At 60.7% G+C, this 17,449-nt stretch carries 17 protein-coding genes and 1 pseudogene; 7 read left to right on the top strand and 11 right to left on the bottom strand.

Annotated features, from left to right (window positions below; genetic code table 11):
• Nucleotides 1–11: 11 nt before the first annotated feature.
• The 3 genes from kdpB to kdpF are packed head-to-tail and all read right to left on the bottom strand — an operon-like array spanning nucleotide 12 to nucleotide 3,879.
• On the bottom strand, nucleotides 12–2,075 hold the full coding sequence (gene kdpB, locus QKD99_RS07785) for a potassium-transporting ATPase subunit KdpB (protein WP_308572897.1): 2,064 nt from the start codon (nucleotides 2,073–2,075) through the stop codon (nucleotides 12–14).
• Nucleotides 2,072–3,787, bottom strand: coding sequence for a potassium-transporting ATPase subunit KdpA (gene kdpA, locus QKD99_RS07780; protein ID WP_308572896.1), 1,716 nt, complete (start codon nucleotides 3,785–3,787; stop codon nucleotides 2,072–2,074). Before kdpA ends, kdpB begins: the two co-directional genes overlap by 4 nt.
• Nucleotides 3,784–3,879, bottom strand: a complete 96-nt coding sequence (gene kdpF, locus QKD99_RS07775; RefSeq protein ID WP_225746162.1) for a K(+)-transporting ATPase subunit F — start codon at nucleotides 3,877–3,879, stop codon at nucleotides 3,784–3,786. Before kdpF ends, kdpA begins: the two co-directional genes overlap by 4 nt.
• 535 nt (nucleotides 3,880–4,414) lie before the next feature.
• On the opposite strand from kdpF, the gene QKD99_RS07770 reads away from it, so the two are divergent.
• Nucleotides 4,415–5,404 (top strand): triacylglycerol lipase, encoded by a 990-nt coding sequence (locus QKD99_RS07770; protein ID WP_297553470.1) that lies wholly within the window; start codon nucleotides 4,415–4,417, stop codon nucleotides 5,402–5,404.
• Here the strand turns inward: QKD99_RS07770 and QKD99_RS07765 are convergent, their stop codons facing one another.
• From QKD99_RS07765 to bioB, 3 genes are read right to left on the bottom strand one after another with little or no spacing between them, the layout of a single operon-like run.
• Nucleotides 5,405–6,328, bottom strand: a complete 924-nt coding sequence (locus QKD99_RS07765; RefSeq protein ID WP_284844786.1) for a Sir2 family NAD-dependent protein deacetylase — start codon at nucleotides 6,326–6,328, stop codon at nucleotides 5,405–5,407.
• A 10-nt stretch (nucleotides 6,329–6,338) separates the two neighbouring features.
• Nucleotides 6,339–6,611: a hypothetical protein gene (locus QKD99_RS07760; protein ID WP_150850254.1), complete on the bottom strand. Its 273-nt coding sequence runs from the start codon at nucleotides 6,609–6,611 to the stop codon at nucleotides 6,339–6,341.
• Nucleotides 6,611–7,591, bottom strand: coding sequence for a biotin synthase BioB (bioB, locus tag QKD99_RS07755; RefSeq protein WP_239194695.1), 981 nt, complete (start codon nucleotides 7,589–7,591; stop codon nucleotides 6,611–6,613). The genes QKD99_RS07760 and bioB overlap by 1 nt, the downstream gene beginning before the upstream one ends.
• Before the next feature lie 78 nt (nucleotides 7,592–7,669).
• Between bioB and QKD99_RS07750 the strand changes: the two genes are divergently transcribed.
• Complete coding sequence (locus QKD99_RS07750; RefSeq protein WP_347951160.1) at nucleotides 7,670–8,980, top strand: M20/M25/M40 family metallo-hydrolase; 1,311 nt, start codon at nucleotides 7,670–7,672, stop codon at nucleotides 8,978–8,980.
• Between the two features lie 22 nt (nucleotides 8,981–9,002).
• Entirely contained in the window at nucleotides 9,003–9,563 is a 561-nt protein-coding gene (locus tag QKD99_RS07745) for a hypothetical protein (RefSeq protein ID WP_239279309.1), read from the top strand.
• Nucleotides 9,564–9,586: 23 nt separating this feature from the next.
• Here the strand turns inward: QKD99_RS07745 and QKD99_RS07740 are convergent, their stop codons facing one another.
• The 3 genes from QKD99_RS07740 to QKD99_RS07730 are packed head-to-tail and all read right to left on the bottom strand — an operon-like array spanning nucleotide 9,587 to nucleotide 11,074.
• Nucleotides 9,587–9,892 carry a CHY zinc finger protein gene (locus tag QKD99_RS07740; protein ID WP_250409468.1) on the bottom strand — a complete coding sequence of 102 codons (306 nt, stop codon included), beginning with the start codon at nucleotides 9,890–9,892 and terminating at the stop codon, nucleotides 9,587–9,589.
• Nucleotides 9,870–10,709 (bottom strand): hypothetical protein, encoded by an 840-nt coding sequence (locus QKD99_RS07735; protein ID WP_347951159.1) that lies wholly within the window; start codon nucleotides 10,707–10,709, stop codon nucleotides 9,870–9,872. The genes QKD99_RS07740 and QKD99_RS07735 overlap by 23 nt, the downstream gene beginning before the upstream one ends.
• Nucleotides 10,709–11,074 carry a heme transporter gene (locus QKD99_RS07730; protein ID WP_347951158.1) on the bottom strand — a complete coding sequence of 122 codons (366 nt, stop codon included), beginning with the start codon at nucleotides 11,072–11,074 and terminating at the stop codon, nucleotides 10,709–10,711. Before QKD99_RS07730 ends, QKD99_RS07735 begins: the two co-directional genes overlap by 1 nt.
• A gap of 118 nt (nucleotides 11,075–11,192) precedes the next feature.
• On the opposite strand from QKD99_RS07730, the gene QKD99_RS07725 reads away from it, so the two are divergent.
• From QKD99_RS07725 to QKD99_RS07710, 4 genes are all read left to right on the top strand, one after another.
• Nucleotides 11,193–11,627, top strand: coding sequence for a hypothetical protein (locus QKD99_RS07725; RefSeq protein WP_239273655.1), 435 nt, complete (start codon nucleotides 11,193–11,195; stop codon nucleotides 11,625–11,627).
• Nucleotides 11,624–12,424, top strand: a complete 801-nt coding sequence (locus QKD99_RS07720; protein WP_347951157.1) for a PrsW family glutamic-type intramembrane protease — start codon at nucleotides 11,624–11,626, stop codon at nucleotides 12,422–12,424. The genes QKD99_RS07725 and QKD99_RS07720 overlap by 4 nt, the downstream gene beginning before the upstream one ends.
• Before the next feature lie 95 nt (nucleotides 12,425–12,519).
• Nucleotides 12,520–13,716: an HNH endonuclease gene (locus tag QKD99_RS07715; protein WP_347951156.1), complete on the top strand. Its 1,197-nt coding sequence runs from the start codon at nucleotides 12,520–12,522 to the stop codon at nucleotides 13,714–13,716.
• Nucleotides 13,717–13,744: 28 nt separating this feature from the next.
• Nucleotides 13,745–14,323, top strand: a complete 579-nt coding sequence (locus tag QKD99_RS07710; protein WP_005326299.1) for an LURP-one-related family protein — start codon at nucleotides 13,745–13,747, stop codon at nucleotides 14,321–14,323.
• Nucleotides 14,324–14,413: 90 nt separating this feature from the next.
• Here the strand turns inward: QKD99_RS07710 and QKD99_RS07705 are convergent.
• Nucleotides 14,414–15,090: pseudogene (locus QKD99_RS07705) on the bottom strand (IS6 family transposase).
• Nucleotides 15,091–15,183: 93 nt separating this feature from the next.
• Nucleotides 15,184–17,418: a copper-translocating P-type ATPase gene (locus tag QKD99_RS07700; RefSeq protein WP_347951155.1), complete on the bottom strand. Its 2,235-nt coding sequence runs from the start codon at nucleotides 17,416–17,418 to the stop codon at nucleotides 15,184–15,186.
• Between the last annotated feature and the right edge of the window lie 31 nt (nucleotides 17,419–17,449).

Genomic DNA, 17,449 nt, shown 5'->3' with positions numbered 1-17,449 from the left:
TCCTTCTTTTTCTATATACCTGGAAGCAGGTTGACTACCTGGTCAATCAGCCAGATGCCTAGGAATGGGGTGATAACGCCGCCTAGGCCCCAGATGCCCAGGTTACGGCGGAGCAGGGACGAAGCAGAGGCCGGCTTATAGGCCACGCCCTTAAGCGCCAATGGGATAAGAGCAACGATGATGAGCGCGTTGAATACGACTGCAGACACAATGGCGGATTGCGGCGAGTGCAGGTGCATCACGTTGAGGCGCTCAAGGTGCGGAAGCTGGGTAGAAAACAGGGCCGGCAAGATGGCGAAGTACTTCGCTAAGTCATTGGCCAAAGAGAAGGTGGTGAGCGCCCCACGGGTGATGAGCAACTGCTTGCCAATGCGCACGACATCGATAAGCTTGGTCGGATCAGAATCCAAGTCCACCATGTTGGCGGCTTCTTTCGCTGCAGAGGTACCAGTATTCATGGCCACGCCCACGTCCGCCTGCGCCAGCGCCGGCGCATCGTTGGTACCATCACCGGTCATAGCGACCATGCGGCCGTGCGCCTGCTCCTCGCGGATCCTGGCCAGCTTGTCTTCTGGGGTGGCCTCCGCGATGTAATCGTCGACGCCTGCCTCTTGAGCAATGGCCGCTGCCGTCAACGGGTTATCGCCGGTCACCATGATGGTTTTGATGCCCATCTGGCGCAGTTCGGCGAAGCGCTCCGCCATGCCCGGCTTGACGACGTCACTGAGCTGCACCACCGCAATAACCCTGCGGGTGCCGTCGGATTCTTCCACAGCAACGGGCAGCGGGGTTCCACCACCTTCAGCAATCTGGGTCACGGAGTCTTCAATTTCTTGCGGCCAGTGGCCACCCGCCTCGGTTACCCACCGGCGTACAGCATCGCCGGCGCCTTTACGCAGCTTTCGGCCTCTGAGGTCAAGCCCAGACATGCGGGTAGAAGCGCTAAATGGAATGACCTCAGCGGTCTTTTCTTCCTCTCCTGCTGCGGTAGAAAGGTGGTAGTTTTCAGTCAACCACGACACGATGGAGCGCCCCTCCGGGGTCTCATCGGCAACCGAAGCAACGCGGGCTATCTCCGCAGCTTCCTGCTCATCGACACCGCGCGCAACGATAAGCCCGGTGGCCTGCCGGTTGCCATAGGTGATGGTGCCGGTTTTATCCATGAGTAGGGTCGCTACGTCGCCCGCCGCCTCTACCGCGCGTCCGGACGTAGCCAGAACATTGTGGTGCACTAGCCGGTTCATTCCCGCGATTCCCACCGCCGACAGCAGGGCAGCGATGGTGGTTGGGATGAGGCAGACCAACAGGGCCACCAGCGAGAGCGGGGAAAGCTCCGCGCCAGTAAACAATCCCATTGGGGCCAGTGCGGTAACCGCAATGAGGAAGAGGATAGTCAGGGTAGACAGGAGGATGCTCAGCGCGATCTCATTCGGCGTCTTGCGGCGCTCCGCCCCCTCTACCAAGGCAATCATCGTATCGACGAAGGTTGATCCCGGCTCCGAGGTGATCTGTACCAAGATGGAATCAGACAAGACCACGGTTCCGCCGGTCACAGCACAGCGATCGCCACCGGCCTCGCGAATCACGGGAGCAGACTCGCCGGTAATGGCAGATTCATCGACGGTTGCCGCGCCTTCAATGACGTCGCCGTCACCCGGGATAGTCTCTCCGGCCTCCACGCGCACGATGGCGCCCTTGGTGAGCTCAGAAGCGGCGATGACCTCGATGCCGTCATCGGTGACCAGGTTAGCGGTGGCGTCATCACGCACAGCGCGCAGGCTATCTGCTTGGGCTTTGCCGCGGCCTTCGGCATATGCCTCAGCAAATGCGGCGAACGCAATGGTAAACCACAACCATACGGTCACCACCCAGCCATAAACACTGGGGCTAAAGATGGACCACAGGGTAGTCAGCGCGGCACCTACCCACACCACGAACATGACTGGGTTGCGGGCTTGGGCGAGTGGGGACATCTTGTGCGGCAAAGATTTCAACGCTGCCGCAGCCAACCCACTGTTTTTGGTGGCAGAGCGCTGAGAAGTGCGTTGCTCAGTGGTCAAAGTTGGTGTTGTCATGAGAGTGCCTCCGAAATGGGTCCCAAGGTAAGAACGGGGAAGAAGGTAAGGGCGGCGACCAACACAATGACGCCGATGGTAAGCAGAGCGAAGGTCACGCCGGACGTCGGCAAGCTGCCGGCGGTAGTGGCCTGCCGGCGTTGACCGGCTAGGCTGCCCGCCAAGTACAGGGTGAAAACGATGGGTAGGAAGCGGCCCAACAGCATGGCGATTCCGAGGGTGACTTGCCACCAGGGCTCGGTTACCGTCAGCCCGGCGAAGGCCGAGCCGTTATTATTCGAGGCCGAGGTAAAGGCATAGAGCACCTCGGAGAGACCGTGCGCGTTATCCGGGGTTCCCGGCGCGCCGAAGTTGGTCGCAGAACGCTCCACCAGCTTGCGCTGAGCCACCGATGCCCCCACGCCTACCAGGACAAGGACCGGCATGGTGAGGATGTACAAGCTCACCGCGGAGATTTCCTTGCGGCCGACCTTATTGCCCATGAACTCCGGTGTGCGCCCAACGAGCAGGCCGCCGATAAATACGGCGAGGATTGCCACCATCAGCAGACCGTAGAGGCCAGTGCCCACGCCACCCGGTGCAATTTCGCCCAGGAGCATATTGAGGATCAACAAGCCGCCACCCAATGGTGAATAGCTATCGTGCATCGAATCGACCGCACCGGTAGAAGTGCCCGTAGTAGATACCGCAAAGAGTGCGGAAGCGTCAATACCTAGGCGCTGTTCGATGCCCTCCAAGTTGCCGCCCGCAGCCTGGGCTGCCGCACCGGTGGTAGTGTGCTGCGCCCATACCACCAAGGCAACCATAACGGTCCAAATGCCGCCGATGACGCCAAGCAGGGTCCAGGCATGTTTTTGCGATTTCAGCATTACCCCATAGGCACGGATAAAGCAGAAAGAGATAACCAGCAAAGAAAAGATTTCCACGAGGTTGGTAAAACCAGTGGGGTTCTCAAAAGGGTGCGCCGAGTTGGCACCGAAGATACCACCACCATTGGTTCCCAGCAGTTTAATTGCCTCCTGGCTAGCTACCGGAGCGCGCGGAATATCCACGCCCGCGGAGCTCACCAGGTTGGACCCGAAGGTTTGCATGGTTCCGCCCAAGATGAGGACGAAGGAAATCAATAGAGAAAGCGGCAAAAGAATGCGCACCAAACCGCGGGTGAGGTCAACCCAGAAATTTCCGATGAGGTGCTGTCCGCTCTCAGTGCCCAACTTGTCACGGCTATATCCCAAGTGACCGATACCGCGAATGAGCGCAACCGCCACACACATGCCAACAGCCGCGGAGGCGAAGTTCTGGACGGTCAGGCCAAGCATCTGTGCAGCATTGGTCAGGGTTTCTTCGCCCGAATAGGACTGCCAGTTGGTATTGGACACGAATGACGCCGCGGTATTAAACGCCATCCACGGTTCCACCGCTGCGGAGCGGGAATTGCCAAAGCTAGGCACAACGGTTTGTAGGCGCTGCACCGCGTAAAGAACGAGTACGGATGCCAAGCTGAAACCAAGCAATGCACGGCTGTAATTCTTGCTGTTATGCCCGCGGTTTGGGTCAACGCGCAGGACCTTATACACCGCACGCTCTATCGCCCAGTCCTTGTCAGAGGTGTAGCTGCGTGCGATCCAGTTGCCCAAAGGAACATATGCCGCCGCGAGCAAAACGACGAGGGCGAGGAACTGCGGTAACACCGCCCCAATGCTGGCGATCATGCGAAACGCTCCGGATCAACTAAGGAAATGATGAGGTAGATCACCAAGGCCACAACAATGACGAGGCCAATGACCGCTGTAATGGTGTTCATGGTTATGCATCACCGTCCAAAAGCTCGTTGAGGACGGAGGGACAGCCAACCGTCAGGATGGCTATCAGGATTGCCACGATGTCTAACATGTGGGAAACCCCCTTGTGCGAGTGAAACTTTCCTGTGCCTGACAGGTATGCCTGCCAGGTGCCGGTACCAAGGCAGCACCTGCTACGCACAAACGTTAAGACCACACCCCCGCTGCCCTAGGCAATCTTTGCGCTATCTTTACGCCTCTCGCTCGCAATTTTTATATTTCCTTTACACCCCTTTTGCGCCACCTTTTCTTCAGGCCGGGAACCGCCCCTTATCCACAACGAAGGCCCGCCGACAGCACATCGGCGGGCCTTCTCCCCATGACTAATCTCTCGGTACCCAAGGAGGGAATGGAGCGCACCCTCCTACAAGCACCGCCCGTGATTAGGCAAGCCTAAGTTTATAAACCTTTCGTAGGATGGTCAAGGGTTTGCCCATAAATTTCTTAATTCCTACCAAAAACACAGTTAACCTGCAATAACGAGTACAATCCGGAACCATGGCTGAGTTGAAATCCACTATTTCCGAGCAACTCCGCAAATTCTGGCGTGCCAACGAGAAGGAATTGACCGATTCCCCGCGTCGCGGCGTCGCCTCCCCTGCCGAGGCCACGGCACTGCGCGAGGAGGTCGCGGCCGAAATCGCGGACCTCATCAAAGCCCAGAAGGGCAAGACCAGCCCCGGCGATACCGCGCTCGATGCTGATGCCGCCGCCACCCTGCCCCTCGGCGCACGAATCAAGCCGCGCGGCGTCTTCGAAGATGACTGGGGCGCGCGTCCTACTGCGGAGCGGCCTTGGCCGGTCATCCTCATCCACGGCACCTGCGATACCAAAGGCGTATGGCAAATCCTCGGCAATGAACTGCGCCAAGACGGCTGGGCCGTCTTCGCCCCTGATTATGGGCACCGCGCTACCCAGCCGCTCGCGGAATCCGCACGCCAACTTGGCGCTTATATCGACACCGTCCGCGCAGCCACCGGCGCAGACAAGGTTATTCTCATCGGCCACTCCCAAGGCGGGCTACTTGCCCGTTATTGGATGCGTATGGAGGGCGGGGCAGAAAATGTCCTGCACCTGATGTGCATTAGCGCGCCGAATCACGGCACCACTTATGGCGGCATCGCCAGCCGCCTCATTCGCACCCCGCGCCAAGAAGCGGTCCTGCGCTCCATCATTGATGGCTGGTTTGGGCCGGCGGGCATGGACCAGGTCGTCGGCAGTGAGGCTCTGCGCGAAACCAACCGGGACGGCGATCTAGAATCCGGCGTGAGCTATACCTGCATTGCCACGCGGTCCGACGCCGTCGTTGTTCCACCCGAGACCTGCTTCCTCGACCCCCGCGGCGTCGCAGAGGGCACGGTCCGCAATATTTATGTCCAAGACTTCGACCGCCTCGCGATGGTCATGCACGAGGATATGCCTATGGATAAGCGCGTCCGCGCGATCGTGCGCACCATTTTGGAACTGGTGGAGAGCATCCCGCGCTAGTTATAGCCCCAGCTCATCGAGTACCGCGTCAAAGGCCGGTCCCACCCGGGTGCGCCACAGCGTATCCACTTTCTTATCACCCCGGCCGGGCCCACCATTGATGACGGCCACACGTTTGCCCTGTTTCTTTGCCTCCAGCACAAAGCGATACCCGCTCATTACCGCCAGCGAAGACCCAGCAACCAGCAGCGAGCGCGCCTGTCCTAACACGGCAAAAGCGGCATCACGGCGCTCCGCCGGCACGGGCTCACCAAAGTAGACGACGTCCGGCTTCAACAAGGCAGAACCACAGCGCTCGCACCCTGCCATGCGGAAGGCTGCCACATCGGCCTCATCAAGCGTCACATCACCGTCCGGGTTCACCTGATCCGCCTCCACGACAAGGCGTTCCAGGTACCCCGGGTTCGCTGCAGCTAGACGCGCATCAAAGTGCGGCCGCGCCTCCCGCTGCCCGCACATCAAGCACACCACGGTTTCCATATCGCCATGCAGCGCCACCAAGTTCGCGGTTCCCGCCTGTTTATGCAGGCCATCCACGTTTTGCGTGACCACGCCATTGACCAGCCCGGCGCGCTCCAGTTCCACGAGCGCATAGTGCGTGCGATTCGGCACCGCGGAATCCATGACCCGCCACCCCACAAAGCTGCGGGCCCAATACCTATGGCTTGCGGCCGGGTCGTGGCGAAATTCCTGATAGGTCATCGGCCGGTGCCTACTGAGCGATCCGCGCGGGCCCCGATAATCCGGCACGCCCGATTCCGTAGACACCCCAGCCCCAGTCAGCACCATCACTGGGCCCTCGCGCAGCTGCTTTACGACGTCCCCTAAGGCCTTCCCTTCCTCCGTATGCGGCGCCGATTCTTCGACCACTCGGGCGATCGAACGCAGCGCAGACTGGTGGGCAAGGGAAACGGCGGGATCCATGCCCCCGATGCTAGCTTTCGGGCAGGTGCTCTACATAAAGCCACTCCGAATCCAGCTCCCCGTGGCGCGAGCACTTAGTATGCCAGCCATCGGGGCGCACCTGGGCCACCATGCGGCGGCCACAGATCTGGCAGTAGCGCGGCACGTCGAGGCCGGCTGCAGCCGCGGGGTGCAGCGTGAAGACCTCTTCGATCGGCTTGCCGGTATTCGGATGGAAAATCGGCTCATCCCCAGCCAGCACGGCGGCAGCCAATTCGGATGTTGGCTCGGATAAACCAGGCACTATAGGGCCTTAATCGGCAGGTCGATGCGGTTCAACATGTCCACATCCTTTTCAATCTGCTGGCCCAGGGTGGTCAGGTAGTTGCCGGCGATAATGGCGTTGATGCCGCCGAGCAGGCCGCGCTCAGTGCCGTCGTCGCCAAGCGAAAGCTCGCGGCCACCGGCAAAGCGCAAGGTGGTAGACGGCATGGCCAGACGGAACGCCGCCACGGCGCGCAGGCCCTCGCCCAGCGGAACCAGCGGGCGATCCGCAAAGGGGGTGCCAGGTCGCGGATCGAGGAAGTTCATTGGCACCTCGCACGGATCAATCTCTGCCAGCTGCGCGGCGAACTCGGCGCGCTGCTCCAGGGACTCGCCCATGCCGATGATGCCGCCGCAGCAGACCTCCATGCCTACCTCACGTACATAATCGAGGGTCTGCTTGCGCTCCTCCCAGGTGTGGGTGGTGACCACATTGGGGAAGAAGGAGCGGGAGGTCTCCAGATTGTGGTTATAGCGCTGCGCGCCCATGTCCTTCAGGCGCTGTGCCTGCTCGCGGGTCAGGGTGCCCAGGGAGCAGGAGATCTCAATATCGACGGCGTCATTAATCGCGGCAATGGCCTCGCCCACCTGGTCCAGCAAGCGATCGTCCGGCGACTTCACCGCGGCGACGATGCAGAACTCGGTAGCGCCGGACTTAGCGGTCTTCTGCGCTGCCTCCACCAGCTCAGGGATGTTGAGGCGCACGGCGCGCACCGGGGACTCAAAAAGGCCGGACTGGGAACAGAAGTGGCAATCCTCTGGGCAGCCACCGGTCTTAATGGAGATAATGCCTTCCACCGATACGTCCGGACCACACCACTTCAGGCGGGTCTGGTGGGCGATATCGGCAATTTCCTCCAGCTGGGAATCCGGAACCTGCAGTACCTGCAGCAGCTCTTCCTGGTTGAGGCCTTTGCCTTGCTCTAGGGCTTTCTCACGGGCGATGTCAACGATGCTCATGGTGCTAAACCCTACTTGAACGGCGTTCAACTTTGGTTAAAACCACATATAAATCTGTACGGAACTACCCTCGGGGGCATGACGCTTTATGATGACACCCTCTCCCTCCTCCAAGAGCTGATCCGCAATGCCTGCGTTAATGATCTCACGCCGGATTCCGGCCATGAGGTGCGCAATGCGGATAGCCTGGAAAAATTCTTCACAGGTGAAGACGTGCAGATTGAGCGCTTCGAGTCCCACCCGGGCCGTGTTTCCATCGTAGTGACCGTCCCCGGCGATCCGGACAAGGAACCGCTGACCCTCATGGGACATACCGACGTCGTCCCCGTGGACGAGCCCAAGTGGACCAAGCCGCCTTTCGAGGCGCTTATCGAGGACGGCAAGCTCTACGGCCGCGGTTCCGTAGACATGCTCTTCATTACCGCCACCATGGCCGCCGTCACGCGCGAGGTCGCCCGCGCCGGTAACACGGGCGGCACCCTCGCCTTCGTCGGCATGGCCGATGAGGAGGCCCGCGGCGGCCTTGGCGTGCGCTTTATGTCCGAGAACCACCCCGACGCCTTTTCGTGGAAGAACTGCCTGTCTGAGACCGGCGGCAGCCACCTGCCCGGCGCGGTGGGCTTCAATGTGGGAGAAAAGGGCGCGGGCCAGCGCCGCCTGCACGTGCATGGCGATGCCGGCCACGGTTCCACCCCTTATGGCAAGGACTTTGCCATCGTGAAGATCGGCGAGGTGGCCCGCCGCATCGCCACTGCGGAGCCGCCCACGGCCTCCAATGAGATCTGGGAAGGCTTTGTGCGCACCTTCAAATTTGATCCCCAGACCGAGCAGGAGCTTATCGACGGCACCGGCGACTACTCCAAGTTCGGCAACCTCGACGCCTACGCGCATGCCTTTAGCCACACCACCATCGCAGAAACCGTCCTGCGCGCCGGCGGAGCCATTAACGTGCTGCCTTCACATGCCTATCTGGAAATGGATGTGCGCCCCTTCCCCGGCCAGACCCAGGAGGATCTGGATGACTTCCTGCGCAGCGCGCTCGGGGACATGGCCGATGAGGTAGAAATCGAACACCTCATCACCGAAGATGCCACGCAATCCTCCACCGATACCGAACTATGGCGGGCGATTGAGGCCACCTCCAAGGAATTCTTCCCGGACAAGGACGTTGTCCCAGTTCACGCCACCGGCGGCTCCGATCTGCGCTTCGCCCGCCGCAAGGGTGGCAATGCCTATGGCTTTGCCATGCACGCCGAGGGCCGCGATATGGCCAGTGCCAATTCGCAGCTGCACAGCCACGACGAGCACCTCTACCTAGAGGACCTCGAGCTCACCGTGCGTGCCTACCGCAGCCTGGTCAATCGCTTCCTCGGCCTGTCACAGGCGTAACAAGTGTGGCAAGATGTCTGGCATGAGCTTTGCACGTAAGTCCGCGCTGCTATCTGCAGCTACCGCCCTGACCGTAACCCTCGCCGCCCCTGCCGCTGCCCATGCCGACGCCGTTGATAATCTCCTCGACAAGATGCCTGCCGGCCAGATTTCCTGCTCCCAGGCACAGCAGTACTGGACCAACTCCGCTGACTACAATCAGAAGAAGTCCCAGGCCCTCGCCGTTGCCACCGTGCACCCACGCGGCAACGAGGTCCGCGGCGCCATCGGCCGCATGGATGAGGCCATTGCTCGCTGCGGCCTGAACGGCACCACCGGTCAGGGCAAGCCGGTCAACACGGGCGGCCAGCGCGGCAATGCTCCCGCACCAAAGCCAGCTCCGGCTCCGGCCCCAGCTCCAGCCAAGAACGCCAAGGTCATCGAGCTGGGCACCATCCCTGGCCAGCCGACTGTCGATGTCCCCTTCCTGGGCCAGACCTTCCGCATCCCGGACGCGGCCAAGATTGCCCAGAACGCCGTATCCCAGTTCCAGCTGCCACAGATCCCACAGATCCAGCAGCTGCAGCAGCTGTCTTCCTTCTAAGACGCTGACCTCGGTGGGGCCACTTATCGGTCCAGCTGAAAATAGATCCCGGCATGCGCACTGCAGCCGGGATTAAATTTATGTCCACAGTGGGGACACGCAGGCGCGGCGGAATAGGCGTGGTAGTTCATTTCGGTGCGGCAGGCGCCGCAGAGTACCGAGGGGGCGTCGACAAGCATGGGCCCAAACTCATGCTCCGTGAGCTCGGCATGGCACAGCGCGCAGGCAAAATACTCGCGGCAGGTGGCGCACTTATTGGCCACCACATCCAGCGGCGAATGCCAGTGCTTGCACCGGCCCTCCGCATCAATCGCGCCGTGAATCTTCATGGCCGTCAGCATACGCGCCATCCTGTTGCCACTGCTGCTTCTTTTCCTCTGATTTCTTGGCATTGCGCACGGCCTGAATGCCCACCACGATGGCGATGATGAGCGGTACCCACACCTTGGTGTAATCCATGAGGAATACCAGCCAATCGGGCGGATCGATGTCGATGTTGAAGTCGAAATTCGGCACCGGCAACTCTATCTGCGGAAACTCCGGTACGGGGAGCGCGATATCCGGCAGGTTAATCTCCGGCAGCTCCCAATCCGGCAGCAACCGGGACAAAATGCGGCTGATGATCGGACCGAGCACGATCACGCCAATGGCCCAGCCGGACTTTCCCAGCCCGCCCATAAGTGGATACAGCACCCGCTTGAAGGAGCTTTCCTCCATGGCGTGGCGGCGCTTTTCTCCCAATGAGCCGGCCGGGGGCTCGAGGGCGACTGCCTCCTCCCCATTGCGGTAGTACACGTCGAGGAGCTCGCCAAAGGGAGAAGCTTGGATATCTAGATAAGGTTTGCTGCGCGGGGCGGAGTTCTCGAGCAGGGTGAGGTCTTTTTCAATCTTTTTCTTGAGCGAATAGCGGCCCGCGCGGGGCCGATCGTGGCGGCTGCGTACCTGACCGTTCACTACAATTTGCAGGCGCGGGCTGGGATTTTTCCGCCAGAGTTGGACGCGCTCCAACAGCGAAGCATCGCCCGGAACCGGGGTGAAGTCCTTCGCTTTCTTAGGCCACTGGCCCATCTCCACGAACTCGGCATCGTATCCGCGCTGCACCTCGATGGTGCCCACTTCGGGGTGCTCTAGGCGCCACGTCTCCATTAGCTCTTCCCTGCCTTGGAGCCCACCGCGGCCCCCAGCTTGCTCGCGGCCCATGCCAGGAAAACAAATACCGGGAGGTATATCCAGGTGCCCTCGTTGAAGTACAGGGACATGGCGACAAAATAGGCCAACCCTGCTACACAGAAAATGGTCCAGGAAGCGCGGAAAGTGGCGCCGTCGGCAAGAGCAATGACCACCGTCAGCACGGCCATGAGGATGAGCAGAACTACGCCGGAGACTAGGTGATAGACCGCGGGCGGCAGACCAACAAAGACCGCGGCCATGGCGATGGGCGCCCACCATTGCCACCAGACGCGGCTAGGCTCGTCTTTTGTTTCCGCTTCTTCTTCTAGCTCCTCAAACACGCACCCAACCTATCACAGGGCTTGGCAGAACTTATGGGGGAGAAATCCTCCCTATGTCCGGCTTAATCCTCCCCGCGGAGGATACCGCGATGAGCAGGGCATACCTAGCGTTGAGTGTATGAAAAGCACACCACTCATCCTCGCGGCGGGCGTGGTATTTGGCGCCATCTATGGCACCAATGCACTCCTGCCAGACATCTATGACAACCCCACTTCTGAAGTGCAGGCCGGACAGGCCCGCATCCCCGGATTATCCTGCACGGAAGAAGATGGCTCCACCAGCAGTGAACCACGCTGGGACTGTGACGGCACCCAAATCCGCGCTAAGGAAGTCGGCGTGCAAGACAAAGACCAAGCCACCCGACGCTACCTCCGGGCAATGGGTGAAGGTACGGCCATGCCGGAAGGAGACATCGACCGCGACGGGGACAAGCGCACGCTTAGCGATGGCGACCTTGTAGCCATCAGCATCGAGGGCGATGGCCCCACCACGTTCCTCTCCCTGCGCGGACCGCGCGCTGCAGAACTTGCCCAGGAGGTAGAAAAGGCATGAAGAATCTGTATTGGTTATCTATCGCTTTTGGACTGGTAGTCTCCGGCTTCTTTTTGGCCGATCGTCGGTTTACTGAGGTTGGGCTCATCGGTGCGCTCATCTGCGTGGGCCTTACACTCGGCTTGGGATTCTTGTGGTTTAGGCCGCGGCCGATGTGGCAAGGCATCCTATGGGGTGCGCTCGCCCAGCCGGTGGTGGTGAGCCTCAACAACCAAATGGTGGGGATTTCGAACAAGCTGGGGCTTACCTTCCTGGACTCGGCCTTTTACTCGCCACTTCCAGAGGAAACCATCAAACTCCTCGGCGTTGTCATTATCGTTGCAGCCTATAAGAACGTGCGGCATCCCTACCAAGCCGCCGCGATCGGCATGGCGGTAGGCCTTGGCTTCGATGCCATGGAAAATGTGCCGTTCATCCTCCACGCGGCCATCGATAACTTGGACGGCGACCTCTGGGGCGTCATCATTACCGGTATCGGACGATTCTTCACTGGCGCCTTTACCCATGCTCTGTATACGGGGGTTGCGGCGTGGGGCGTCGGCAAGCTCTATGCGGGCGCGCGCCACGGGTATTGGCAGGTCGCCGGATTCTGGCTGGCCGCTATTGCCCTACATACCTTGTTCAATGGCGCGACCATGATTGCGGGTAACTGGCCGGCGACCATCCTTGTTATCGCCCTCATCACCTGGACGCTTATTATCTGGGGCCTGCGATTCATGCGCAAGCAGGACAAGAAACACGCGGCACAAAGCAGCGAAAAGTCCCTACCCGCTAAAGATTCGGAATATAGCTCCTGAGCTGGATCAATGCGAAGAAAAAGGCTCGTGTCCGAGGGGTGTTATAAGGTGTAAATCGTACACAAGTTCACACGATAATTTAGGTACGATGCGCCATGGAAGAACCCTACTTTTCCACGACCAACACCACCGACCCCACCACACGCTTAGCCTTTGAGATGCGAAAGGCGGAGTACGAGTTCTGGGTAAGCCAAGTCCCGGATCTCGATTCTGATTTCGAATTAGTTACCCAATCCCTCTACCGCACCACCGGCGTTAATGAAGGCCGGATCGGCCATATCCTCATGGCGCTGCACCGTCTGGAGGAGCTGCCCGAGCTCCAGGCGCTGCAGCACCGCCTCTATCACTTGGACCTCGACCGCATTATTGCCATCAATAAATCCCTCAACCGCTTGGGAAACCCCACACCGGAGGTGGTGGCGCGCATCGATGAGCAGCTCACCGCCTACCTCACCCCTACCCGGCCGAACCAGGCCATGCGCACGCAGGCGCAGATCAAGCGCAAACTCAACGAGCTCATCAACCTCGCCGATGACACGCTGGCCGTCACCCAAGGCCCTACCCAGCCGCGCTACACCATGGAAAACTGGGGCGATAATACCTCGGCGGTGACTTTGAGTGCGGACCCGGCGGTTATCGCGAGCGTCGATAAGTGCATCCGGCAGACCGCGCTGGAGCTAGATTGCTCGCTTGCCGACGCCGCCGTTGCGCTCCTCACCGGCCGCACCCAAGCCCCCGAGATCATCCTCAACGCCTACAAGGCCACCGACGTGCCCAATTCCCCGGCATTTATTGAGTCCGTAGGCTGGCTCGACCCGGCGCGCTCCAATGCGCTGCCCTACACTAAAATCCGGGAGATGAACCCAAACCACGAGGTCAAGGGCTATGTCACTCCCACCGCCATGGCCGCGTACCTGGAAGGTTTCGACGGCACCTGCCGCTACCCTGGATGCAACCGCCCAGCCACGGCCTGCCAGAAGGATCACCGCATCAACCACGCGGACGGCGGGCCGACCACCCCGGCAAACCTCGCCTGCTTATGCCAGCACCACCACAACGTAAAGACCGATGGCCGAGCCTTTTATGTCATGGATCCACATACGCGCGACATCATCTGGCTTTTTGAGGATGGCACCTGGACCACCACCGAGCCCTCCGGCCCGCTGGCGCCCAAGAACAAGAATTGGGTGCAGACATTTGCTCAAACCATGACTGCCCAGCGCGCCCGAGCATATGAAGAGGCGCAAGAACTCATGCGCCAGCAGAAAACCACCCCTAGGGAGGAGGAATAAAACCAGCAGCTTCCCTACAGTGGCTGGTATGACGCAAAATTTATTCACACTTGACGAGCTCGTAATTACTCAGACCAAGTCCTTCCTCAACGATCAGTTCATGATCACCGATCTAGACGGCACTCCTGTGGGCACTATCCTGCAATCCACCAGTCTCAAAGACATGGTGTTTAAATCCTCCCGCAGCTTGGAGGTTGCCATCACGGATGCTGAAGGCAACCCGCTACAGACGGTCATGACGATTTCGGACCCGCCGAATTTTCTGCGGGATACCTATGAGGTGCACTTGCCGGGAATCGAAAAGCCCATGGCCGTCATTACCAAGCGTTTCTCCATGCTCAAGACAAAGTTGGACTTGACCATGGAGGGCTTTGCCGACGTCGAAATTCACGGCGACTTCTGGGATTGGAACCTTTCCATCACTTCAGAAGATCGCCTGCTTGCTGACGTCTCTAACGAATGGACTGGCATGGGTAATTTCTTCATGGGCAAAAACACGTATCGCCTGCGCATCACGCCGGGCCTCAATGAGCAACATCACGCCGCCATCATCGGCGCCGTGATGAGCATGGATATGCTGCGCACTAAGCAAAAGAACAGCGACTAAGAAAAATAAAAAGGTGCTGTTGCAAAATTGGGCGGAGAGCAGCGAAGACTCAGTTTCTCGTTCCCTGATGGCCGCTGCGTGTGGGCGTTGTTAGGCGGTCTCGAAGACCCGGTTGACGATCACCGCGTCCGGGTTCGGTTGCCTGTTGGCAAACATCGCGCCTTGCCCTTTCCGCAATGAGTACATCGCCTCCATCCCTTTCAACGTCCGATATGCAAATGTCCGGTTCTTAAACGCCCCTTTCGGACCGAGGATCCGCTTCAGCCGACCATGGTCGCCTTCCAGGATGTTGTTGAGGTTTTTCACCTGCCGGTGTTCCACTGTTGGCGGGCAGATTCCCTCTGACTTCAACTCGGCGATTGCCCTGGCCAGGGAGGGTGCTTTATCGGTGTTGATCACTCTGGGATACCCGGCTGACGCATTGGATCTGACGGCCTTGGCCAAAAACACTTCGCTGCGGCCACGTTCCGCTTCGAAGAGATAAAAGTCCAGGGTCTGGCCACCGGCGGTGATCGCCCGATAGAGGCCTCATCCACCCGCCAGGAACTAGCCTGCCAGTCAGGTACCTGCCGGTACCACCGTGTTTGCTTGTCCAGCTCACGGGCGTATTTCTGAACCCAGCGGTAGATCGTGGTGTGATCGACCGGCACGCCCCGCTGAAGTCATCATTTCCTCCAGATCGCGGTAACTCACCCCGTAGCGGCAGTACCACCCACTGCCCACAGAATAATGTCACGGGGGAAATGACAACCGGAGAAAATACCCATGGCTGTGACTATTTCACGTCACTCTGCCTACTGCCCCAACTTTGCAACAGCACCTTTCAGGGTCATATGGGGGCAGTGGAGAGAAGTGGTGGATCAGTGGACGGCGGTGGATGCCGGAGTAGGCATGGCGTGTTCCTCTTTCGACTCGGTCGGAGCCAGGTGAGCCGGATCCAGATCAATGCGGCGCAGCAGCTGGGCGTTCAGGGCCACCACGATGGTCGAGGCAGACATCAAGATCGCGCCCACGGCCGGGGACAGCACGAACCCGATCGAGGCGAGCACTCCGGCGGCCAACGGCACGGCGAGGATGTTGTAGCCAGAGGCCCAGATCAGGTTCTGGATCATCTTGCGGTAGCTGGCCTGGGACAGCTCAATCATCGACAGCACTGCCCGCGGGTCATCACTGGCTAGGACCACCCCGGCAGATTCCATGGCCACATCCGTGCCGGCACCGATGGCGATACCGACGTCCGCGCGGGTCAGAGCGGGGGCGTCATTGACACCGTCACCGACCATGGCCACGCTCAAACCCCGGTCCTGCAGCTGCGTGACCTTGGTGTCTTTGTCCTGGGGCAGGACCTCGGCGAAGACCTCATCAATGCCTAGGTCCTGACCAACCGCCTGGGCCACCTGCTGCGCGTCGCCGGTGATCATCGCGACCTTCACCCCGCGGTCCTGTAGGGCTTTCACAGCGGCGCGGGATTCGGGGCGGATCTTGTCCTCGACGGCCACCGCACCGATGATCTGACCGTCGCGGACAATATGGAGCACACCGGCCCCACGCCCGGTCCAGGCGCTGGTGGTGTCGGTGAGCTCGGCCGGGGTCGTGAGGTTGAACTCGCGCAGCATGTTCGGCCCGCCCACGAGGATCTCAGCGCCATCGACAGTGGCCCGGACCCCCCGGCCGGAGGCGGCGCTGAAACCAGTTGCACGGATTTGCCGACGGGAAGCCTCGGGATGGGCGGCCGCGGCCGCCACGATGGCGCGGGCCACGGGGTGCTCACTGTCGGCCTCCGCGGCGGCGGCCAGGGCCAGCAGCTCTCCCTCGGTGACGCCGACAGCTGCCGCGACACCGGTGACCGCGTGCGCGCCCTCGGTCAGGGTGCCGGTTTTGTCGAAGAGCACCACGTCGATGGTGCGCATCCGCTCGAGCGCCATACGGTCCTTGATGAGCACCCCGGATTTCGCGGCCCGCTCGCTGGAGATCGCAATGACCAGCGGAATCGCCAGGCCCAGGGCATGCGGGCAGGCGATGACCAGCACCGTGACCGTGCGCACGACGGCATCGTCCGGGCTGCCGATAATGGTCCACACCACCGCGGTGATCAGAGCGGAGATCAGCGCGAACCAGAACAACAACGCCGCCGCCCGATCCGCCAGGGCCTGGGCCCGGGAGGAGGACTCCTGGGCGTCGGCAACCATGCGTTGGATCCCAGCCAAGGCTGTGTCACCGCCGGTAGCCTCCACCCGGATGCGGACGGTGTTGTCGGTGGCCACGGTACCAGCGACCACCTTGTCACCGGTGTCGCGGAAGACGGGACGGGATTCGCCGGTGATCATCGCCTCATCGAATTCGGCGGCTCCATCGAGGATGGTTCCGTCGGCCGGCACCCGGGCACCGGCCCTCACCAGCACGACGTCGTCGACGACCAGGTCGGAGATGGCCACGGTGCGGGTGGTCCCGTCGATGACTTTCTCGGCCTCATCCGGCAGCAGGGCAGCCAGCGCGTCAAGCGCGGAGGACGCGGCCCCGAGAGCAGACATCTCCAGCCAGTGGCCCAGCAGCATGATGGTCACCAGCAGGGCCAGCTCCCACCAGAAGTCCAGCTCAAAACCGCCCAGCCCCAGAGTGGTGACCCAGGAGGCGACAAACGCCACGGTGATGGCCATGGCGATCAGGAGCATCATCCCGGGTTGGCGGGATTTCAGTTCTCTCCATCCGCCCTTGAGGAAAGGCGTTCCGCCGTAGACGAAGATGATCGTGCCCAGCACCGGGGGGATCCAGGTGGATCCGGGGAATGCCGGGAGGTGGTAGCCGAGCAGGTTGGCGACCATGGGGCTGAAAATAACTACGGGAATGGACAGAATCAGCGACCACCAGAAGCGGTCCCGAAACATTGCGGTGCTGTGTCCGGCGTGTTCGCCGTGACCATGAACGTGGTGGTCTTCGTCCAAGGCGGAGTGTGGGTGATCGTGGGGCATCGCCTGGCCGTGGGTGTCGGCATCCGCGTGGTGTTCCTGGCCGGCATGATCCGGGTGGTGGGTGTGGTCTGTTTCCGGAGCGGGGTGATCACCATGGTGACCACCCGAATGGTGGGGAGTGCTCATGACGTTCCTTTCGCTCAACCCGGTCGGGGTC

It is taken from the genome of Corynebacterium sp. c3Ub_189, from assembly GCF_039907195.1.
Lineage (GTDB): Bacteria > Actinomycetota > Actinomycetes > Mycobacteriales > Mycobacteriaceae > Corynebacterium.
This window is presented reverse-complemented; position numbering and strand designations above follow the sequence as displayed.

Excerpts from the sequence above, each read along its gene's own strand:
- kdpB (WP_308572897.1), bottom strand. The coding sequence starts at position 2,075 with ATGACAACACCAACTTTGACCACTGAGCAACGCACTTCTCAGCGCTCT.
- kdpA (WP_308572896.1), bottom strand. The coding sequence starts at position 3,787 with ATGATCGCCAGCATTGGGGCGGTGTTACCGCAGTTCCTCGCCCTCGTC.
- kdpF (WP_225746162.1), bottom strand. The coding sequence starts at position 3,879 with ATGAACACCATTACAGCGGTCATTGGCCTCGTCATTGTTGTGGCCTTG.
- QKD99_RS07770 (WP_297553470.1), top strand. The coding sequence starts at position 4,415 with ATGGCTGAGTTGAAATCCACTATTTCCGAGCAACTCCGCAAATTCTGG.
- QKD99_RS07765 (WP_284844786.1), bottom strand. The coding sequence starts at position 6,328 with ATGGATCCCGCCGTTTCCCTTGCCCACCAGTCTGCGCTGCGTTCGATC.
- bioB (WP_239194695.1), bottom strand. The coding sequence starts at position 7,591 with ATGAGCATCGTTGACATCGCCCGTGAGAAAGCCCTAGAGCAAGGCAAA.
- QKD99_RS07750 (WP_347951160.1), top strand. The coding sequence starts at position 7,670 with ATGACGCTTTATGATGACACCCTCTCCCTCCTCCAAGAGCTGATCCGC.
- QKD99_RS07745 (WP_239279309.1), top strand. The coding sequence starts at position 9,003 with ATGAGCTTTGCACGTAAGTCCGCGCTGCTATCTGCAGCTACCGCCCTG.
- QKD99_RS07740 (WP_250409468.1), bottom strand. The coding sequence starts at position 9,892 with ATGAAGATTCACGGCGCGATTGATGCGGAGGGCCGGTGCAAGCACTGG.
- QKD99_RS07735 (WP_347951159.1), bottom strand. The coding sequence starts at position 10,709 with ATGGAGACGTGGCGCCTAGAGCACCCCGAAGTGGGCACCATCGAGGTG.
- QKD99_RS07725 (WP_239273655.1), top strand. The coding sequence starts at position 11,193 with ATGAAAAGCACACCACTCATCCTCGCGGCGGGCGTGGTATTTGGCGCC.
- QKD99_RS07720 (WP_347951157.1), top strand. The coding sequence starts at position 11,624 with ATGAAGAATCTGTATTGGTTATCTATCGCTTTTGGACTGGTAGTCTCC.
- QKD99_RS07715 (WP_347951156.1), top strand. The coding sequence starts at position 12,520 with ATGGAAGAACCCTACTTTTCCACGACCAACACCACCGACCCCACCACA.
- QKD99_RS07710 (WP_005326299.1), top strand. The coding sequence starts at position 13,745 with ATGACGCAAAATTTATTCACACTTGACGAGCTCGTAATTACTCAGACC.
- QKD99_RS07700 (WP_347951155.1), bottom strand. The coding sequence starts at position 17,418 with ATGAGCACTCCCCACCATTCGGGTGGTCACCATGGTGATCACCCCGCT.